At 37.6% G+C, this 19,395-nt stretch carries 23 protein-coding genes and 1 pseudogene; 22 read left to right on the plus strand and 2 right to left on the minus strand.

Translation table 11 applies throughout. The features are described from left to right. Window positions 1-7: 7 nt before the first annotated feature. The 17 genes from gcvPA to EW028_RS08970 all read left to right on the plus strand — a co-directional run bounded on the left by gcvPA (window position 8) and on the right by EW028_RS08970 (window position 14,820). Window positions 8-1,354 carry an aminomethyl-transferring glycine dehydrogenase subunit GcvPA gene (gene gcvPA / locus EW028_RS08900; RefSeq protein ID WP_004231057.1) on the plus strand — a complete coding sequence of 449 codons (1,347 nt, stop codon included), beginning with the start codon at window positions 8-10 and terminating at the stop codon, window positions 1,352-1,354. Further along, window positions 1,347-2,810 (plus strand): aminomethyl-transferring glycine dehydrogenase subunit GcvPB, encoded by a 1,464-nt coding sequence (gcvPB, locus tag EW028_RS08905; RefSeq protein ID WP_016993972.1) that lies wholly within the window; start codon window positions 1,347-1,349, stop codon window positions 2,808-2,810. The genes gcvPA and gcvPB overlap by 8 nt, the downstream gene beginning before the upstream one ends. Window positions 2,811-3,648: 838 nt before the next feature. Continuing rightward, window positions 3,649-3,786 carry a hypothetical protein gene (locus EW028_RS25250; RefSeq protein ID WP_156113261.1) on the plus strand — a complete coding sequence of 46 codons (138 nt, stop codon included), beginning with the start codon at window positions 3,649-3,651 and terminating at the stop codon, window positions 3,784-3,786. Then, the gene (locus EW028_RS25255) at window positions 3,761-3,913 is read left to right on the plus strand and encodes a hypothetical protein (RefSeq protein WP_156113260.1); all 153 of its coding nucleotides are present in this window, start codon (window positions 3,761-3,763) and stop codon (window positions 3,911-3,913) included. Before EW028_RS25250 ends, EW028_RS25255 begins: the two co-directional genes overlap by 26 nt. A gap of 149 nt (window positions 3,914-4,062) precedes the next feature. Continuing rightward, entirely contained in the window at window positions 4,063-4,488 is a 426-nt protein-coding gene (locus tag EW028_RS08910) for a hypothetical protein (RefSeq protein ID WP_036076155.1), read from the plus strand. Between the two features lie 290 nt (window positions 4,489-4,778). Continuing rightward, window positions 4,779-5,489 (plus strand): hypothetical protein, encoded by a 711-nt coding sequence (locus EW028_RS08915; protein ID WP_227744905.1) that lies wholly within the window; start codon window positions 4,779-4,781, stop codon window positions 5,487-5,489. Further along, on the plus strand, window positions 5,486-6,910 hold the full coding sequence (locus EW028_RS08920) for a hypothetical protein (RefSeq protein WP_131520617.1): 1,425 nt from the start codon (window positions 5,486-5,488) through the stop codon (window positions 6,908-6,910). The genes EW028_RS08915 and EW028_RS08920 overlap by 4 nt, the downstream gene beginning before the upstream one ends. A 36-nt stretch (window positions 6,911-6,946) precedes the next feature. Further along, entirely contained in the window at window positions 6,947-8,077 is a 1,131-nt protein-coding gene (locus EW028_RS08925; RefSeq protein WP_131520618.1) for a pentapeptide repeat-containing protein, read from the plus strand. Window positions 8,078-8,102: 25 nt separating this feature from the next. Further along, the gene (locus tag EW028_RS08930; protein ID WP_131520619.1) at window positions 8,103-8,660 is read left to right on the plus strand and encodes a serine protease; all 558 of its coding nucleotides are present in this window, start codon (window positions 8,103-8,105) and stop codon (window positions 8,658-8,660) included. 184 nt (window positions 8,661-8,844) lie between these two features. Beyond that, window positions 8,845-9,252 carry a DUF4280 domain-containing protein gene (locus EW028_RS08935; RefSeq protein WP_036076149.1) on the plus strand — a complete coding sequence of 136 codons (408 nt, stop codon included), beginning with the start codon at window positions 8,845-8,847 and terminating at the stop codon, window positions 9,250-9,252. A 33-nt stretch (window positions 9,253-9,285) separates the two neighbouring features. Next, the gene (locus tag EW028_RS08940) at window positions 9,286-10,815 is read left to right on the plus strand and encodes a contractile injection system protein, VgrG/Pvc8 family (protein ID WP_131520620.1); all 1,530 of its coding nucleotides are present in this window, start codon (window positions 9,286-9,288) and stop codon (window positions 10,813-10,815) included. Next, on the plus strand, window positions 10,815-12,140 hold the full coding sequence (locus EW028_RS25585) for a hypothetical protein (RefSeq protein ID WP_227744906.1): 1,326 nt from the start codon (window positions 10,815-10,817) through the stop codon (window positions 12,138-12,140). Before EW028_RS08940 ends, EW028_RS25585 begins: the two co-directional genes overlap by 1 nt. 11 nt (window positions 12,141-12,151) lie before the next feature. Further along, on the plus strand, window positions 12,152-12,478 hold the full coding sequence (locus tag EW028_RS08950) for a hypothetical protein (RefSeq protein ID WP_131520621.1): 327 nt from the start codon (window positions 12,152-12,154) through the stop codon (window positions 12,476-12,478). 203 nt (window positions 12,479-12,681) lie between these two features. Next, window positions 12,682-12,936, plus strand: a complete 255-nt coding sequence (locus EW028_RS08955; protein ID WP_481817324.1) for a polymorphic toxin type 50 domain-containing protein — start codon at window positions 12,682-12,684, stop codon at window positions 12,934-12,936. Beyond that, a complete protein-coding gene (locus EW028_RS08960; protein WP_227744907.1) occupies window positions 12,933-13,280 on the plus strand; it encodes a hypothetical protein in 348 nt (115 codons plus the stop codon). The genes EW028_RS08955 and EW028_RS08960 overlap by 4 nt, the downstream gene beginning before the upstream one ends. 746 nt (window positions 13,281-14,026) lie before the next feature. Then, entirely contained in the window at window positions 14,027-14,455 is a 429-nt protein-coding gene (locus tag EW028_RS25590) for a hypothetical protein (RefSeq protein ID WP_227744908.1), read from the plus strand. Window positions 14,456-14,466: 11 nt separating this feature from the next. Further along, the gene (locus EW028_RS08970) at window positions 14,467-14,820 is read left to right on the plus strand and encodes a hypothetical protein (protein WP_036074807.1); all 354 of its coding nucleotides are present in this window, start codon (window positions 14,467-14,469) and stop codon (window positions 14,818-14,820) included. A 318-nt stretch (window positions 14,821-15,138) separates the two neighbouring features. On the opposite strand, the gene EW028_RS08975 is transcribed toward EW028_RS08970, so the two are convergent. Next, window positions 15,139-15,339, minus strand: a complete 201-nt coding sequence (locus EW028_RS08975) for a helix-turn-helix domain-containing protein (RefSeq protein WP_131520623.1) — start codon at window positions 15,337-15,339, stop codon at window positions 15,139-15,141. Between the two features lie 228 nt (window positions 15,340-15,567). On the opposite strand from EW028_RS08975, the gene EW028_RS25260 reads away from it, so the two are divergent. Next, the gene (locus tag EW028_RS25260) at window positions 15,568-16,638 is read left to right on the plus strand and encodes a hypothetical protein (protein ID WP_193767344.1); all 1,071 of its coding nucleotides are present in this window, start codon (window positions 15,568-15,570) and stop codon (window positions 16,636-16,638) included. A gap of 14 nt (window positions 16,639-16,652) precedes the next feature. Continuing rightward, a complete protein-coding gene (locus EW028_RS08985; protein WP_053994227.1) occupies window positions 16,653-17,162 on the plus strand; it encodes a hypothetical protein in 510 nt (169 codons plus the stop codon). A gap of 436 nt (window positions 17,163-17,598) precedes the next feature. Here EW028_RS08985 and EW028_RS25595 read toward each other — a convergent pair. After that, a pseudogene (locus tag EW028_RS25595) lies at window positions 17,599-17,805 on the minus strand (helix-turn-helix domain-containing protein). A gap of 172 nt (window positions 17,806-17,977) precedes the next feature. Between EW028_RS25595 and EW028_RS08995 the strand changes: the two are divergent. From EW028_RS08995 to EW028_RS25265, 3 genes are all read left to right on the plus strand, one after another. Next, window positions 17,978-18,592 carry a CdiA family toxin C-terminal domain-containing protein gene (locus EW028_RS08995; RefSeq protein ID WP_131520624.1) on the plus strand — a complete coding sequence of 205 codons (615 nt, stop codon included), beginning with the start codon at window positions 17,978-17,980 and terminating at the stop codon, window positions 18,590-18,592. A gap of 12 nt (window positions 18,593-18,604) precedes the next feature. Beyond that, window positions 18,605-18,970 carry a ribonuclease toxin immunity protein CdiI gene (gene cdiI / locus EW028_RS09000; protein WP_131520625.1) on the plus strand — a complete coding sequence of 122 codons (366 nt, stop codon included), beginning with the start codon at window positions 18,605-18,607 and terminating at the stop codon, window positions 18,968-18,970. A 189-nt stretch (window positions 18,971-19,159) separates the two neighbouring features. After that, on the plus strand, window positions 19,160-19,360 hold the full coding sequence (locus tag EW028_RS25265) for a hypothetical protein (protein WP_193767345.1): 201 nt from the start codon (window positions 19,160-19,162) through the stop codon (window positions 19,358-19,360). Window positions 19,361-19,395 lie beyond the last annotated feature (35 nt).

A 19,395-nucleotide genomic window follows, 5' to 3' on the forward strand; every position in this document is an offset into this window, starting at 1 on the left:
TACATTTATGAAACATCGTTATTTACCTATGACGGAGCAAGATCAAAAAGAAATGTTAGACGTAATCGGTGTATCCTCAGTCGATGAGTTATTTGAGGATATTCCTGAGAAAGTCCGCTTTAAAGGCCTTTATGATATTAAAGAAGCAAAATCAGAATCTGCGTTATTAAAAGAGTTAACGGCACTTGCTGCTAAAAATAAAGACACAAATGCCAACGTATCATTTTTAGGTGCAGGTGTTTATAACCACTATAAACCAGTGATCGTAGACCATGTTATTTCTCGTTCAGAATTCTATACAGCTTATACACCATATCAGCCAGAGATTTCACAAGGTGAACTACAAGCCATCTTTGAATTCCAAACGATGATTGCTGAGCTAACGGGAATGGATCTTGCTAACTCATCTATGTATGACGGTGGTACAGCATTGGCAGAAGCGGGTATGTTGGCAGCTGGTCATACGCGTCGCAAGAAAATTTTAGTGTCAGAAGCAGTGCACCCAGAATATCGCGATGTTGTTGCTACATATGCCTATGGTCAATCCATTGATATCGTGACTATCCCGCAAAAAGATGGTGTGACAGATGTGGATGCATTAAAAGAGTTAATCGATGACAACACAGCGGCTGTTATTGCACAATATCCAAACTTCTTTGGCCAAGTGGAAGATATCCAAGTGATTGGGGATATTGCACATGCTGCAAAAAGCTTACTCGTTGTATCTTCTAACCCATTGGCATTAGGAATTTTAACGCCTCCTGGCAAGCTTGGTGCTGATATTTGTGTAGGTGATGCGCAAGTATTTGGTATTTCTGAAGCTTTCGGCGGCCCACATTGTGGTTTCTTTGCAGTGACAACAAAATTGATGCGTAAGGTTCCAGGACGTCTTGTTGGTGAAACAGTGGATGGTGAAGGCCGTCGTGGATACGTATTAACACTACAAGCACGTGAGCAACATATCCGTCGTGATAAAGCAACTTCGAATATTTGCTCAAACCAAGCACTACTTGCACTTGCAGCTTCTGTAGCGATGACAGCTCTAGGAAAACAGGGAATTCGTGAAATGGCTACTCAAAATATCGCGAAAACACGTTATGCAAAAAATGCCTTTGAAGCAGCAGGCTTTACAGTAGCATTCCAAGGTGCACACTTCAATGAAATCGTTGTGAAAACGAATAAATGTGTGAAGGAAATCAATAAAGGCTTAATCGAAAAGGGTATTATCGGTGGCTATCCTTTAGGTCAAAATTATGACTCTCTTAAAAATCATGTGCTAATCGCAGTAACTGAATTACGCACGAAAGAAGAAATTGATGCACTTGTTGCAGAAATGGGGGCTCTTAATGCATAACGAAAATCAATCACTCATTTTTGAAATTTCAAAAGAAGGTCGCGTTGGCTATAGTTTAGAAGCACTAGATGTGCCTGAAGTAGACCTAGCAGATTTATTACCTGCAAACCTAGTACGTTCAGAGGCAGCAGAACTACCTGAAGTATCTGAGCTTGATATTATGCGTCATTATACAGCACTTTCTCGTAGAAACCATGGGGTAGACTCGGGCTTCTATCCGCTTGGCTCTTGTACGATGAAATATAATCCGAAAATTAACGAAACAGTTGCACGTCTTTCAGGCTTTGCAAATGTTCACCCATTACAGGATGAATCAACAGTACAAGGGGCAATGGAACTTCTTTATGATCTTCAAACGTCTTTAGTAGAAATTACAGGGATGGATGAAGTTACATTACAACCAGCAGCAGGTGCTCATGGTGAATGGACAGCGTTAATGATGATTCGTGCGTTCCATGAAGCAAATGGTGAAGGTCACCGTAACAAAGTAATCGTGCCTGACTCAGCTCACGGTACAAACCCAGCCTCAGCGACAGTAGCAGGCTTTGAAACAATCACTGTTAAATCAGATGAAAATGGCTTAGTTGATATCGAAGACCTTCGCAAAGTAGTAGGTTCTGATACAGCAGCACTCATGTTAACGAACCCGAATACACTAGGGTTATTTGAAGAAAACATTATCGAAATGGCAGAGCTAATTCACTCTGTAGGCGGTAAAGTGTACTATGATGGTGCGAACCTCAATGCTGTAATGAGTAAAGCACGTCCTGGCGATATGGGCTTTGACTGTGTGCATTTAAATCTACACAAAACATTTACAGGCCCACATGGTGGCGGTGGCCCAGGTTCTGGTCCAGTAGGTGTAAAAGCAGATTTAATTCCATTCCTACCAAAACCAGTATTAGTAAGAACTGAAGAAGGCACATATCACTTTGACTACGATCGTCCACAATCAATCGGACGCGTAAAACCTTACTATGGTAACTTTGGTATCAATGTTCGTGCTTATACTTATATTCGTACAATGGGGCCAGATGGCTTAAAAGCTGTTACAGAATATGCTGTATTAAACGCAAACTATATGATGCGTCGCTTAGAGCCATTCTACGATCTACCATATAACCGTCACTGTAAACATGAATTTGTCTTATCAGGTCGTCGTCAGAAGAAGCTAGGCGTTCGTACATTAGATATCGCAAAACGTTTGTTAGACTTTGGCTACCATCCACCTACAACATACTTCCCATTAAATGTGGAAGAGGCGTTAATGATCGAGCCAACTGAAACTGAATCTAAAGAAACATTAGATGCATTCTGTGATGTAATGATTCAAATTGCGAAAGAAGCAGAAGAAAATCCATCAATCGTTCAAGAAGCACCTCATACAACAGTCGTATCTCGTCTAGACGAAACACGCGCTGCTCGTACACCAGTGCTTCGTTATCAAAAAGCATAGTCTCCAAAACCGTTCACGTTTAGGTGAACGGTTTTTTTTGCACCTTAAATTACAAGCTGAATGGATGAACATTGGATTTTAGCGTGCTGGCGACGTAATATAAAGCCAAATAAAAGTGTGACTGATTACTGGCTCATGACTTTTGGGAAGAAAATCATAAAAGGAAAGCAAAATTTTCGATTATTTTGTTTAGATGTAACTTTCCAAGGATAAGAGGGTGAAGTTGTAAATGAAGAGGTGAACAATGCTATTTCTCCTAACTATTTTTGGAGGTTGGACTTTCCTTTTTGAAATTCATAATATCCTGAAAGAAAAGTACAAATGCTTAAAGAACTATTTTATATATATTCATCCTAAAAGACTAATGTCGTTATTTGATTAATACTTTTTATTCATTTTTCCTATATAGAAGATTATTTAAAAAAACAGCTTTGGGCCCAAGAGTAATTGAACCTTTAGTTTTTTTTTTATAAAAAAATAGGATTAATCCTATATTAACTGAAAAAATATCATAATTATTATATGTAACATTTTTACTAAAAATACTTTAAATTGTTTTTAATTACAATATCTTCTATAGAAAATATTGACATTAATTTTTGGTGTTATATAGTTACTTTTGTGATACATCCTATCATTAGTGAATAAAAAATGCATAAAAGAAGAATTAGAGTTTCTAGTACATAGCTTAGCCTCAAATTGATTTTTATTCCTGAAATATTCTTTATAAGAAGTAGTTATATAATTCTAATCCTGTATTTTTATCACTAAATGTTTATGCTTACCCGAAATTCGTTATCTAAAGGAGGGACGGCTGTAGAAATATACAGCCAAATGAATGGAGATTATTAATCAAACAAACAGAACCATGCTATTTGAAGAAATTAATCCTGAAAAAATGGACTTAATTACGCTTGTTGGAGATGTAAAGGGGATCGACAGTCTAAGTGATGAAAAGATTAAAGAAATTCCATGATGGAGATGATATCGGCTACATTATTGACGAGAAAACGAGCACGTGTCAAATTGACCTTGTGTTTAATGGCAATGTGAAGAATTTAGAAGTAATGATTACAAAAGGGACAAGTGCTGTTAAAGCCTAACAAGTATAAACCTACAATTATTCAATTTTTCAGTCGTATGTTTAAGATTTTTTAAATCTTTTAACATAAATAAGAATCGAGAGACTAATTGCTAATATTCTGCAGAACAGTTAGATGTCTTGATTTAACAAATTTTAGGGGGTAAGAAAATGGGTTTTGTATTAAAAGTAGAAGGTTCAGAGGCAATTGAATTAGGCTTAGAAAGCATCATGACTGTCGAATATGAAACAGATACACCAAATGATTCGAACGCTCGCTCTACAGATGTTGGAGCCACTTTAAAAGTAAGAGGTAAAATTCTTACAGCAACTGATGGTGATAATTCTGATGATACGATGAAATTAGGTTTATGGTCATTAGTACCAGCTGAAAAGGCTGATTGTTACCGTAAAGTGACATTAGAGGTTGTTTCAGCGGATCAAGTAGTAAGAAAAATTCATTTCCCGAACGCTTTTGTGGTGGATTATACAGAAAGATATGGTGACACAGAAGGTATCGGTGAATTCTTCTTATTTATTAAGCAAAAGAAAGACAAAACAGATTTGGCAAAAATCGAAGGCGGCTACGCTGTCTAAGATTGCAGCAGGATAAAACACTACTAATTATCTAAGGAACTTTTATAGTTCCTTAGATTATTTTTAATCTCCCTAAAATTACTTTAAAGGCGGAAATAAAAGATCCTATACATAGAAAAGATAGCACTCAAACTCATATTTTTGTGAGGAAGAAGTAGAGAGAAGCATTGCCAACAGGTATGCCTTTGATGAGATGGTTGAGGCAATGGAAGGATCAGATTTCAAATTCTGTGTCATGAAGGATGTGTAGGGACTAAGCAAATAATAGTTGATAGGTTGAAATATAGTTGATGAAAAAACGGAAGGTGATTGGGATGAAGTTTATAGATGAAAAAATTATTGCATTAAGAAATGAAATGAGAGAGCAGGAGCAACATGAGCTAGCCCAGCGACAAGTAGCCTTACAAAAGGAACAGGAGCCTGAGCAGGCATCTAAGCAGGAGGAGCAAGACCTTGAAAAAGTAAATATCTATCAAAGCTACATCATCATTGATGATGAGAAGATAGGGGTGATGGAGCAGTCATTATTGGATGGTAAAATGACGATTCGTATGCCAAAACTATTTTCTAAGATGTCTACTGAATTAGCAGCCTTAAAGTACCCATCGGACCGTCGACCAAATCTAATTTATACAGATGAATCCTCATCGATTAATCTTGCCTTCAACCTGACTCCACATCGATTACAGGAGGAGGGAGTTGCTGCTTTTCAAGAAAATATGATTGATATCCTTGAACAAGCTCAACCTTCAGCTGATTGGCTTGATACGGATGTCCTGAAGATTGACGAAAAGACAGTAGGCTTTTTAGAGATTATTACACCGGCTATTGATGGCGATATTTTTAATTTAATGTTCTTTGCCTCTATCGAAGGAATAGCACTTATTGGAACCTTCAATTGTATGGAGGAGGACCTTGAAACTTGGCGTCCGATTGCGAGAGCTATGATGGAATCCTTGCGATTTGCTTCAAATAGTAGGAACGGAGGGGGAATACGATGAGTAGTGTCGTGACAGCTTATCATAATATTCAAATTCTACCTTTTGAGCTTATTAGTATTCAAGAGCTTACTATCGTAAAAAAAATGAATGAACATGCTACGTTACGTTTTACTGGTATTGTGCCTGAAGTAGCGAGAGACACATATGTGGAAATGACGGAGGCAAAATCGGCAATTGAAGTAAATCAGCTTAATCATCTTGGTATCCCTTCACCCTTATTTAAAGGTGTAATTTTAGATGTGAAGGTTCGTTCAGTTCGTGGCATTTATTATATTGAAGTAGAAGCGGCTTCAAGCACCTACCAGCTAGACATTAAAAAGAAAAATCGCTCCTATCAGGATAAGGAAATGACCTATTCGTCTTTATTCAAACTATTACATCCTTTTTATCCTGGTCTTGACATTATTGATGAAGCAACAAAGGGTGCTAAATTAGACAAGTTTACCCTGCAATATCGAGAGACAGATTGGCAATTTTTAAAAAGACTAGCCTCACGTTTTAACACTGGACTAGTGCCTGCTGCTACCTTTGATAAGCCAAAGTTCCATTTTGGTGTGCCTGCTGGTAGAGCTAAAGGCAAGCTAGAAGATTACCATTATACGACCCGAAAAAAACTAGCAGATTACCTTCTATATACAGAGAATGGTAATGGAGGTATGGGAGAGCATGACTTTCTATACTATGAGGTGGAAACAGATAAGGTAATGGAAATAGGAGATCATGTCACTTTTCATCAACAAACGCTTTATATATGTGAAGCATACACAACCATGAAGGATGGCTTGCTGAAACATTATTATACGCTGTCAACGAAAAATGGCATGAATAAAAGTGAACTATTTAACGATGCGATCTCAGGCTTATCACTGGAAGGAAAAGTATTAGAAGTCGCAAAGGATCATATTAAGGTGCATTTAGCGATTGATGAGAAGCAGGATAAAGGCAAAGCACATTGGTTTCTTTATTCTACAGGCTATACAGCAGAGGGACATAGTGGTTGGTATTGTATGCCTGAAATTAATGATTTTGTTCATGTCTATTTTCCTTCACATCGGGAGGAGGAAGGAATTTCTAGCAGCTCCATACGAAAAAATTTAGATACTTCAGCAACGAACAAACTAGAAGATCCCTCAACCAAATATTATCGTACAGCCTTTGGTAAAGAAATTAAAATGAGTCCAACTGAAGTGGTTATTACTGCACAGGATGGGGATATTTTTATTCGGCTAAACGAAGCAAATGGTATTGAAATATTTAGTAAAAAAGAAATTAAACTAATCTCTGAGGCAGATATATCAGTGAATGCGAGTAAGAAAATTCTTTTGTCTGCGGAGGAAGAAATTTCTTTACAATGCAAAGAAAGTAAAATAACGATGAATGGCAGTGTGCAGATTTTTGGGAAGGAAGTAAAGGCAAATTAAAATGGTTGCGTGTGAATGAGAAGGAAGGAGACTTATATGCAGACACAGGGAGTTTTACAGCATTTTTATGATAACGAAGTAGAAAAAAGACGGTTGAAATATCTCTTATTGCTCGAGGATTTTTTTCAAGCCTCCAAGGATAGGCTCGCTGATGATTTTAGGATGTCTTTTCAAAAAATATGTCAGCAACTCAAACAACAGCAAACGCTTCAACAGAAAGGACCGATTGCACATATCACGTTTTCAATGCTACGCACAGAGCTACTAGAGAGCAACCCTCACTATTTAGTAGAAGCTACGGATGAGGAATGGTTTTTTGATATTCATCCACTTTTAACTACTTATGATGCAGGTTGGGCGCATCATTTTTTAGAGCAATACATTGAAGAATTAAGTTTGTATAGCAAAACTTTTATGGGGGCAATTACTCAGGCAGATATAGATCGCATTAGACTTCAGGAAGCCAAACATTTTCACCAATATGTAATAAGTCTCGCTAGATATGCGCTACCTGACATTATTCGATGTCCAGAGTATTTGGCGCTAGATCGGGATGTGGCTGTCGAGATACGTGTAGGCGAGTTTATGGATATGAACGAGGTTGTCTATAGCGAGGATTTTTCAGCGAAGGATAGTGAAGAAATAAAGGCTTGGCTAGATGAACAATTAGAGGAGGAATATCCATACGAGGTATTTAGCCATTTAAATTTAGCAGGTGGGCGATATGAAGGCTTGGATATTCGCTATGCCTTTTTCCACAAAGCCAATTTAACCAATTGTCATATGCGTGAATGTCTGTTGATTGGTACTAGCTTTCGGGAGAGTCAGCTAATGGACACGGATTTGAGCTTTAGCACAATTTATGAGGCGGATTTTAGTAATAGTCAGTTACAGGGAGCGAATTTTCAACAGGTACAAGGAGCGAGTGGTCTACTAGATCGTCAGAAATGGGAAATACCTGGCTATTTACCGGTTCGTTTTACCGATGCGAATTTAGAAGGCGCCAATTTTGAGCTAGCGAATTTACGAGGGGCCAGCTTTATGGGGGCAAATGTTAGAAATACAAATTTTGCGGGAGCCAATTTAGAAATGGCTATTTTCTCTAAGGAAGCAAAGGAATATGTAAAGCTAGATCCATTCCAGGCTGCTAGTGTCATTTGGAAGTAGACAGTGTGAAAAAAGGAGACGAAAGATGAACTATTTTATTCTATCTCAAGATGAACGTATCATAAATGCTGTGAAACCTGTTGGTATCGCCCAAGTGATTAAAAAAGAGCTATTAACCATTGAAAGAATGGAAGAATTAGAGGAACTTGAACGGCAATTTCCTGTATTAGAAAAAGGCGAGATGGTGTATACCGATCTCATAGAAAAGCCAATCATGCTTATTTCTGATGCTGTTAAACAATTAGTGGAAAAGTATGTCCCAAATATGCCATTTAAAGCAGTTGTTCTCACGGATATGCCTAAATTAATGCAAACCTTATATTGGCTGGTGATCCCACCAAGAGTGCGTTGTCTTTCCACTCAAACGGAATTTCATCTGGATGGTACGTTGAAGAAGCTAGTCATAGATGAGCAGTTGGCTGCTCCTTATTCATTCTTTCAAATCGAGGGCATTAAAGAACAGTTTATAGTGGTGAATATTGAATTAGCAGAGAGTATTCTACGCAGAGATTTTCGGGGAATACGATTACAAAAAATACAAACTGAAGGAAGATGGAACGACATTCTTTCTGTAGGAAAATAGATGAGGTGCTTGAAAAAGGATTAAAGCACATGATGGAAGGTGCTTTAGATAAATGGTAGGGAGAAAATAGCGAGATTAAAATTAGAGCAATTTGAAGAAAGAGTCGTCAGACGTAAGTATTGCAGTTAAGTCTTATGTTTAGCAAAAGTGGTAACACCTTACGTATCGAAAGGATGGTTTTTCTATGTCAGAAGAATTGCAGACAAAGGGTGGCGACCAACGGAGTTATGTCGTAGCTGGTGCCAAATTATCCTGTTCACAAGGAGATCAAACGAGTATTTTAAAAATGCCAGTCAGTCACGGTGTTTATACGAAAAATAAGGCGCAGATGAATACGATGGATTATAAGCCTTATGTCAATATTCAACCATTTGGCTTATGCCAGACATTAGCGAATCCAACTGTTGCGGCAGCTACAGCTGCTAATAATGGTGTCTTAAAGCCCATGCCCTGTACACCTGTGATTACAATGCCCTGGATCAATGGGAAGGATGATCAATTAATTGAAAATCATCCAGCGTTAGTTAGTCAATCGATTAATATGTGTATGTATTGTGGAACGATAAAAGTAGAAGATGATGGGCAAGAATAAGCGATTGTCCCCTGAGGAAAGAAGGGAATTCATGTGAACACATACGAGGAAGTAATCGGATACGGTGAGCTTGAACTCGTATCCCCCTATGAAATCCAAACATTGCATAATCTCACGTTGACTCAAACAGTGAACGACCATGCAAGATTAGCAATAACGGGATTTATTCCTGCGGAAAAGAAAGATAGTTGTATGCAGCTTGCCAGTACGGCAGATCGAATAGAGCTCTATCAAAAACACAAAGGTCAACGGCTGCATGCGCTTTTTAAAGGGCAGGTAACAGAAATTGCGGTACGAATGACAAGGGGTGTATATCAAGTTGAATTAGAGGCTGTTTCTTCTACATTCACCTTGGATTGTAAACAAAAATACCGCTCCTTTCAGCATCATAAAATGACTTATGAGGCGATGTTAAAAAAGGTGCTAGAAGATTATTCAGGTGCAGATGTTATTGATACTGTATCGAAAGCTACTCCTCTTAAGCAATTTATATTACAATATAAGGAGACGGATTGGCAATTTTTACAACGTATGGCCTCCCATTTTCGGGCTGTATTAGTCGCCGCAGTGGATGCTGATAAGCCGAAGTTTTGGTTTGGCCTACCTGAAGGGCGAATGCAAAAGCTTTCCTTGGCAAATTATACGATCTTAAAGGATCGCTCTAAGTTTTTACATAGTAAGCATAATGACATCGAGCAGCCAATTGAAGAGCGGGATACAGTTGCCTACGTGATAGAATCTAGAAAAACATTGAAACTGGGTGATCGCGTTCTGCTCCAGGGCAAGGAGCTGGTAGTAGCCAAGTCTATCGCCCGCATGAAGCAAGGCATCCTTACCTATGAGTATCATCTGCTGTTCGAAAAAGGCATACGTCAAGATAGGCGCAGTATTCCGTTCCTACCGGGCACAGCGATTGAAGGAAAGGTATTAGAGGTCAAAAAGGATCAGGTTCGAGTCCACCTCAGTATCGATGAGACACAAAAAAAGGAAGAAGCTACGTGGTTCCCACTTGCTACGCCTTATACGGCAGAGGGACATAGTGGCTTTTACAGCCCACCAGAGGAAGGAGATAGCGTCCACCTAACCTTCCCAACACATCGAGAGGAAGCAGCGTTTGTTCGTCATAGTGTACGAAAGGGTGGCGAGTCCAACCCGAAAACAGCTGATCCCAAAACGTCTTACTGGGGTACACCGAAAGGGAAGGAAATGAAGCTAGACCCACAGTCCGTAACATTTACCGCCAAGGAGGGCGCTGTCTTTCTGCAGCTCCATCAGGACAGCGGCATCACTGTGCATAGTAAGCCCTCCTTGCTGGTCAAAGCCAACGACACGATCACCTTTGCCGGAAAACGTGTGTCCATGAGTGCAGCGGAGTCGATGCGTTTCACATGCGGCTCAAGCAGTCTTGTATTTGATGGCAATACCGATATTCAGGGACAGGTAGTGACGATGGATGGCTCCATTAAAGCCCCTGTATCTGTCGCAGCGCAAGAAGAGGAAGCAGACCTGGAGGCAGCCCTAGACGTCATGGGGATGATCCCTGTTGGTGGGGGTGATGCCTAATGGGTCTATTAGGATTAGCAGGAAGCTTACTAGGGATGATTCCGAAAGTAGGCTCCCCAAGTGGAAAGAAAAAAGGAAAGAGCGGCGGGTCAAAAGGAAAGAGCACTAAGAAATCCTCCAAAAAGAAGAGCTCTACGAAGAAAAAACAAAGAAAATCCAATAAAAAGAAGAAAAAACGCAAGAAGAAAAAGAAGAAGTGGGGTAAATTCTTTACCAAGGCACGGAAGCTAAAAAATAGTTTATCCAAGAGTAAATTGGTTAAACGGGCAAAAAAGGCAATTAAAAAAGCTGTTCTGACCACGAAAAAGGTTGTGAAAAAAACAAAGGCGGCTGTTTCGAAGGCCAAGCAACAGGTAAAGACCGCTGTCAAACAGACGAAGCAGGTAGTGAAGAAACAAGTACTACCAGTCGTGAAAAAGGCTGCGCAAGCAACGACCAAAGCAGTGAAAAATGCTGTAAAACCTAAAAATCTGTTAAATACGCTCCAAACGGGCTTGGATATAGTCGGGATGGTCCCCGTTGTAGGAGAAGTAGCAGATGGCGTGAATGGTATTATTTATGCGGCAAGAGGTGACAAGGTCAATGCGGCCCTCTCCTTTGGCGCTATGATTCCAGTAGTGGGTAATGCGGCAACAGCAGGTAAATGGGTCAATAAAGGTGCGAAGGCAGCGAAGGGTATCAGTGAAAGTGCTCAAAAAGCGAATAAAGGTCTTTTAGGCAATGTAAAAGAAAAAGTCAACAAGCAAGTCTCAAATGTAAAAACCCAGATCCAAGCCAGAGTAGACGAAGTCAAACAACAGCTGCGTCAGCTACGACCACCAGAGATGGAGTTAGCAGGAGCAGGTGTAAACGTCAGACGCATAGAGGATACAGGAACAGTTGGAAGAAACACAACAACTCCAAGTCCGAAGCCATCTAATTCCCAACCACCACAAAATGGCTCGAATAAAAAGCCTGATGAGAATAAGGGTACGGGTAAAAATGAAAACGGATGGGATATTCCTCGTGGTGGCGGTGAGATAGGGGGAAGAAGATATTCAGAACATGCACTAGAAAGAATGGCACCTAATCTGATCCAAGTTAACGTTGAGTTAGAAAAAAGAGCCATTGAAAAGGGATTAAAGCCAGGTACTAAAGAATTTGAAAAATTTGTTGACCCAAGGGGTGTTCCACCTATGGTTGTAGAGGATACAATTAGAAATGTAATACCTACTCCTGGAAATAGACCAAATACACTAAAATATGATGGTGAAGCCGCTACTGTAATTACTAACACAAATGGTGATGTTATTACGGTAATTCCGAAGGGAAGCAAGAAGAAGTGAGGGTGATTTTCATGGCAATAAAATATGATGAATACTTACTGCTTGAAATATTCAATAGTGAGCCAATAATAATTGATAAAGAAGCTGAAATTTACAAATATAAGATGCAAGGTCCTCTAGGATTAGAAATAGCATTTTCTTTTTCAGTTTATGACCAATATGTAACAATAAGATTGGACAATAAACAACTTCAAAATCCATTATATGACGTTGAAATACAAAATGTAGAGGAAATTAGGGTAGAGAATGCTAAACTATTAATAATTAAGCAACAAAGTAAAGAGCCAGTAATCGAAGTTACAATAACACCTAACTTTAAGATAGATTTATGTATCTAAACTAATAATAGTCACGAAAATATTTTATTATCGACCTGTATCAGCGGATTTTACAATACAACCAAGAAACCACAATGTGAGCTAGTCGCTCATGTTGTGGTTTCTTCTTCATCCCAACTATATCATTAATTTTCACTGAAAGAGCACAGGTGGTCACAATGAAGGACTAATTAAATCAACAAAATATTAATAAAGGTAGTGGCATTCTAAAAGTAGATGCAGGAAAGCAAGGTAAGCATGTGCCAGGGCATGGTAATAACGTTTCAACCAAGTCACAATGCCTGAAGGTCAAAAATGGTGTACAGTTAACTCAAGAAGCATGGATGAATTTTACTCCGGTACGAGCAGATGGAAGTGTAAAAACTTATGATTTTGGCAAGCCTGTTGGACCAAATGGAGAAACTAGGGTGAAAGTTCATATTGATAAAAAAGGTAATATTCATGGAGATAAAATATGAGAGAAGTTTTACTAAATACAATTGACAGATTGTATGGAAAAGGTGATTTTCAATATATACTTGCTAAGTATATTGATAAGGAATATTGGGTTAGTAAGTTCAATGATGAGGTAGAACAGATATTCATTGATAATCTTACCGACTTCAGTTATTCAACGTGCTTTTCTTATTTTATTCAATCATCACTAAGTCCGGACTTTAGAATAGGTAGTGATGAGTTTAACGATTATCTTAAGGAAAAGCATGAGGTAACAGGGGTTATGGTGTTAATTTCATTAATTGCTCCGTATTCAGTGGTTAAATATGTTAGGTACAACTACAATGATGGGGCTGTACAAAAATGAAGCATATTCTCCACTTAATAAAGAAACAGAGCGAATTAATATAAGGATTTTAGAAATATTAAATAATAATGGAATTCAAACGCTAGACGAAGCTATTCTGAATGTTGTAGTGCCGAATATTTCTTTAGAGTTAAAAGAGGAAGACGTTACAATATTTAATTGTCTTTTTGAGGATAGATATTGAGTTGTTAAACCTTGACTGGCTATATGCCTCTCAAGGTTTTTCCTTAACTCAATGAAATTTATGGTTAAAAAGTAATCTGATATTTGATTCGAAAGCTAATAAAGGCTGGGCCATCAAGGAGCACTATGTAAACAGTGGTCTAAGAATAAAAGTGTGAGAATTAGGCGAGATGACATTTTACATGCAAGAGGTAGTTTTGTATGGAAAAGTGACTAAATAAACGATAATGACAAAGCTCGTGGCGATAAACAAGGATATAAATAGTTTTTTTGTGTACAGTTAAAGATATCCTTGAATTTGAATAAATAACTCATGAAGGCAAGCCGTCAAGAAATGTTTTTTTATACTAATGTAATAAGAGCGAAAATGGGTGAGATGACATATTACTTACAAGGACCACTTTATGGATGGCATAAGCAACAAACACACGAGATTAAACAAGCTAAAGGGTTTAAAAGGTACACTTGCCATGTAGTAAAAAAGATGTCATACTGTCAATACTAAAATAACTTATAAAACTTGCAAATATTAATAAATTAGAAAATTTATAAACTTAAAGCACTTGATTGTCTATAACAGGCGACAAGTGCTTTTCTACATATACAGTTGGAAGAAACACAACAACTCTAAGTCCGAAACTACTAATACCCAATCATCACAAAATGGCTCGAATAAAAAGCCTGCCGAGGATAAGGGTACGGGTAATGGTGTAGGTAATTTTGTAGGAAAAATTAATGCCGATAATATTCCTAACATGACTAAAAATGATATATTAGATGGGTTACCAAGTAACTGGAAATACACTGAGAATAACGGTTTTGTTCATATTAGAGATGCTAATGGAAATGTCCGGATGAAAATTGACCCTCCTGACAAAGTTACAAAGTATGACCATGTTCATATTTTTGATGAAAGTGGTAATCCGCTTGATGTAAACCTAAACGTTGTGGATAGAAAAAGCCCGGATGCTCATATTCCATATAAAAAGTGAGGTGGAGTAACTTGAATGCTCAGAAAATACTAAATGAAATTGAAGAACTGCATTATTGGGATGCTAGAGTACTGCAAATGGAGTCCAGTTTTTTTGGAGATGAACTTAGAATTGTATTTGAAGACACAGATTTTAATGTAATCTTACTTTTTACTGGATGTTCGAAATTCTCATTTGTAACAAGTGTTGATGATAGATTGAAACCCTTAAAAGAGTTAACGAAAACTCAAATTCCTTATTTTATTCAAGATGTTGAGATTACAGATGTACAGATTGATGGAGAAGATATATTAAAATGTAATATTTTTATGCCGCCTTTAAATGTAGAAGTTGTTTGTAATACTATACTAATTGAAAAAGAATAATAAAAGAACCTTGATTTGGTTAATGAGCCTATCAAGGTTTCTTTTTTGTTGGTGGGGATACCCAGTGTCGAATAGTTCAATTGTTATGCAGAGAATATGAGTAACTCCTGTAAGCCTCATATTAAGTTTTTACGAATTATATAGTACGTACAATACCTTTAAAAAGTATGTCCTATTTACTCTTTATTTTGTTAAGCAAATAACCATAATATCATCAGTTACCACCATTTCTATTCTCCAAAGCCATACCTTCGCTTCTCCCTGCCTTTAAATTTTTCGCAACTTTTACGTACATATAACGATTACTAGAGCGAGAGGCTACTCCACCTCGATTAACTCCTGAATGTCGATGTCTAACACTTTGCATACTGTTTCTAATGTTGATAGATAAACCCTGTCCACATTGTCTGAACAAAGATGGCTGATTGTATTTGGTCGTAGTCCTGTCATTCGTGCTAACTCACGTTGTGAAAGGTCACGTTGTTTCAAGATTTCCTTTAGTTTGATTGATATTGGCATGATATTTCCCTTCCTATTATTCATATTACCTTTTACGATACACAATAAATTTGTATCGGTAAAGGGGTTGAGTATATCGCTAAAGCCGCATACAATGAACTTATACTAAAAATAGCGTCTAAGCGTTACGTTAATCTCAATTTATGTAACGGAAAGAAGAAAAAGAAGAAGTGGGGTAAATTCTTTACCAAGGCACGGAAGCTAAAAAATAGTTTATCCAAGAGTAAATTGGTTAAACGGGCAAAAAAGGCAATTAAAAAAGCTGTTCTGACCACGAAAAAGGTTGTGAAAAAAACAAAGGCGGCTGTTTCGAAGGCCAAGCAACAGGTAAAGACCGCTGTCAAACAGACGAAGCAGGTAGTGAAGAAACAAGTACTACCAGTTGTGAAAAAGGCTGCGCAAGCAACGACCAAAGCAGTGAAAAATGCTGTAAAACCTAAAAATCTGTTAAATACGCTCCAAACGGGCTTAGATATAGTCGGGATGGTCCCCGTTGTAGGAGAAGTAGCAGATGGTGTGAATGGTATTATTTATGCGGCAAGAGGTGACAAGGTCAATGCGGCCCTCTCCTTTGGCGCTATGATTCCAGTAGTGGGTAATGCGGCAACAGCAGGTAAATGGGTCAATAAAGGTGCGAAGGCAGCGAAGGGTATCAGTGAAAGTGCTCAAAAGGCGAATAAAGGCCTTTTAGGCAATGTAAAAGAAAAAGTCAACAAGCAAGTAGCGAACGCCAAAACCCAAATCCAATCGAAAGTAGACGAAGTCAAACAACAGCTGCGTCAGCTAGGAGCCCCGCAGATGGAGTTGGCAGGTGTGAACGTTGGACGGATTTCGGATACAGGATCGGTTGGAAAAAATACGTCATCCTCGAGTCCGAAGCCATCTAATTCCCAACCACCACAAAATGGCTCGAATAAAAAGCCTGCTGAGAATAAGGGTACGGGTAATGTTTTAGATAATGGTACAGTGTGGGGAAATATAAAAATAACTCAACCAGTCTATGATGGCACAAAAATACCTAAATCATTTGAATTAGCAGTAGACGGTGAAAAATTTTGGGTACATCCAAATGGAACAAAACATATGGTAGAGTATATAACTAGAGATGCGACTACACATGGAATGCCAATAAATAGCCAAACTTTATTGACAAGCTTCGAAAGCTCTGTTAAGAAAGCTGTTAAGGAAGGTGTCAAATATGAAGAAATTATGAATGTAGGAAATTGGGAGTTAATATTTAGTAAACCACGTGGAGACGGATTACTACCAGTAATAAAGCACGCTGTATATAGACCTTAGAAGGAGATAGGAGTATGCTAAAAGTAACAGAATATAAAGAAAGTCAGCCTATAAATATTGAATATGATCTTTATACACCGATTAATATAGAATTTGGTGCTTGGGATATATCAAAAGAGCAAACGATATATTGGAGAACTGGGGATTTTAAGAAATCTTTAATTGAAATAGGAATAGGGAAATATACAGGAAATATACGTTCTATTACATTGACTTTGAGTGAAAATGTACACCAAATAGAAGATTTGAACTTGGATATGAAAAATATAACTTTAATTAATGGTATACCTAATTTTCAAGTTGAAGAATATGACGATAAGACATATATAGATGAGAACAGTAAATTGAATGTATATATAGGGATTGATAATGTATTAATTTCATTTTCAGAAAATGATACTGTGTCAATTGTGCAAAATGATAATGTGGGATTTGCTTTAGACAAAGATAAAATGGTTTGTGGCATTTTAGTAAGTGGTATGTTAGAACATGAGAAGAATATATTAGAAGAAGCATTGAAATAAAGTATTATGAAATATAAGGAAATTGAACCTTGATTGGCTAACCACCTTTCAAGGTTTTTTGTTGTGGTTAAAACAATAAGAATCTAGGATTACAGCTCATAACAGGAGAGTAAAAGAGAAATTAGAATTTGTTGATAAAATAAAGTCATGCCATGTCCAGAATCAAATATCATGAAGGCACTGCCATCATGAGTATTACTAAACAATAAAAAGCGTGAGAAGTATGCGAGATGACTTTTTACATGGCAAGGGTAGTAAGAGTAGGAAATAATAAAAAACAAATGATACTGACAACGCTCGTGGCGATAAACAATAAGGCACTCTTGTCCTAAGTTAACCAAGCAGAGTGAACGTGGTTTTAACAAAAGGTTATACACAATTTTATTAATAATGACGATAAAAAAAGTCGCTTCTTCCAACACTGGAGGCGATTTTTTTAATCTTCCATGTCTATAAGGTCAATAATTTCTCGAATATCTTCTATCTCTAATGTTTCTGCAATTTTTTCGATATGATGGAAAAGAATATTTTGTCTTTTTTGGTTGGCTAGCTCACTTCAAGCGGCATGACGTATATCTGTTAATCGAGACAATTCTCTAAGGGAGATCCTTGGCAATGCGGCAACAGCTGGTAAATGGGTCAATAAAGGTGCGAAGGCAGCGAAGGGTATCAGTGAAAGTGCTCAAAAAGCGAATAAAGGTCTTTTAGGCAATGTAAAAGAAAAAGTCAACAAGCAAGTCTCAAATGTAAAAACCCAGATCCAAGCCAGAGTAGACGAAGTAAAACAACAGCTGCGTCAGCTGCGACCACCAGAGATGGAGTTAGCAGGAGCAGGTGTAAACGTCAGACGCATAGAGGATACAGGAACAGTTGGAAGAAACACAACAACTCCAAGTCCGAAGCCATCTAATTCCCAACCACCACAAAATGGCTCGAATAAAAAGCCTGATGAGAATAAGGGTACGGGTAATCTAGTTTTCAAATCAGATTATGATAACCACTTAATAAATGTACAAGGTTTTAATCGTGATGCTTCTAAAGGTATTACAGGTGGTCACAATATGGATGAGTTCTACAATTATTTTAGAAATGTTGAGAAGTTAGATGATAAAGATTTTATCCATAAAGTAACACCCCATCCTACAATTGATGGAATCATACAAATTAATTACAAGATACCTAAACTTGATAATAAGGGTAATCTAACTGGGGAGTATAAGCACTTCAAGAATCCAAAAACAGTGTATGATCCATCCAAAATATCGGATGCAACCATAATCGAATGGGGTAAAGACGCAATGCAACAAGGAATTGATGCTGGTAGTATTGTCGGAAGAAAGATAACTGGTATTAATCCGAATGGATTGAAATTTGAAGGGTATATGGATGCAAATGGTACTATTACAAACTTCTATCCAAAACTAGACTAAAGGAGATAAACAATGAAAATAAATAAGAATTTTGATGAATTAACTGCAATGGAACTATATTTCCTCTATCTTGATGAAGATAAATTTGTAAATGCTCTTGAGGATTTTTCAAACTCCATAGGATATGGTATCTCAGAGTTTATCAGTTGTGCATTTCCATCTGAATATGAATCGTGGGAAGAAGGGTATTTTGGAGATAATGGTGTGAAATTTGAAGTTGAACCACCAGCAGTTGATGAGATTAAATATGAAATAGTATCAAATACAGACTTCATTGATTTTCTAGATAATTTAACAGATCAGTACCTTGGCTCATATCCTATGGAGGAATCTAAAGTTGTACTTCTATTAAACCAAATTAAAACTACATTAATTTAATAAGTGGGGCTATACAATGCCGAATGAAACAATAACGAATATAATCCATGGAATATTCATATAAAAGTTTCGTCATTTCGTTTGTATGCACATAAATGCTTAAATTTCATACCTTAAATAACGCTATGCTGTTATATTGGACAGGTCGATTATGGTCAGATAGCCCATGATTGGCCTGTTTTTGCCTCGATGGCACAGATAAAGCAAAAGATACAGACTGGCATGGATAAGCTTGGAGATATGTTAAACGGAAATAAACCTCAGCTTGCGACAGCAAGTGCGAATGGTATGAAGATGGGAGCGAAGAAAGAAAGTGACTCGCTCGTTCAGATGAGTACCAATAAATCTGGTAGTTCAGAGAAGGATGTTAAGTGGTATGTTAGAACATGAGAAGAATATATTAGAACAAGCATTGAAATAAAGTA

The organism is Lysinibacillus sp. OL1 (genome assembly GCF_004332175.1).
GTDB lineage: Bacteria > Bacillota > Bacilli > Bacillales_A > Planococcaceae > Lysinibacillus > Lysinibacillus capsici.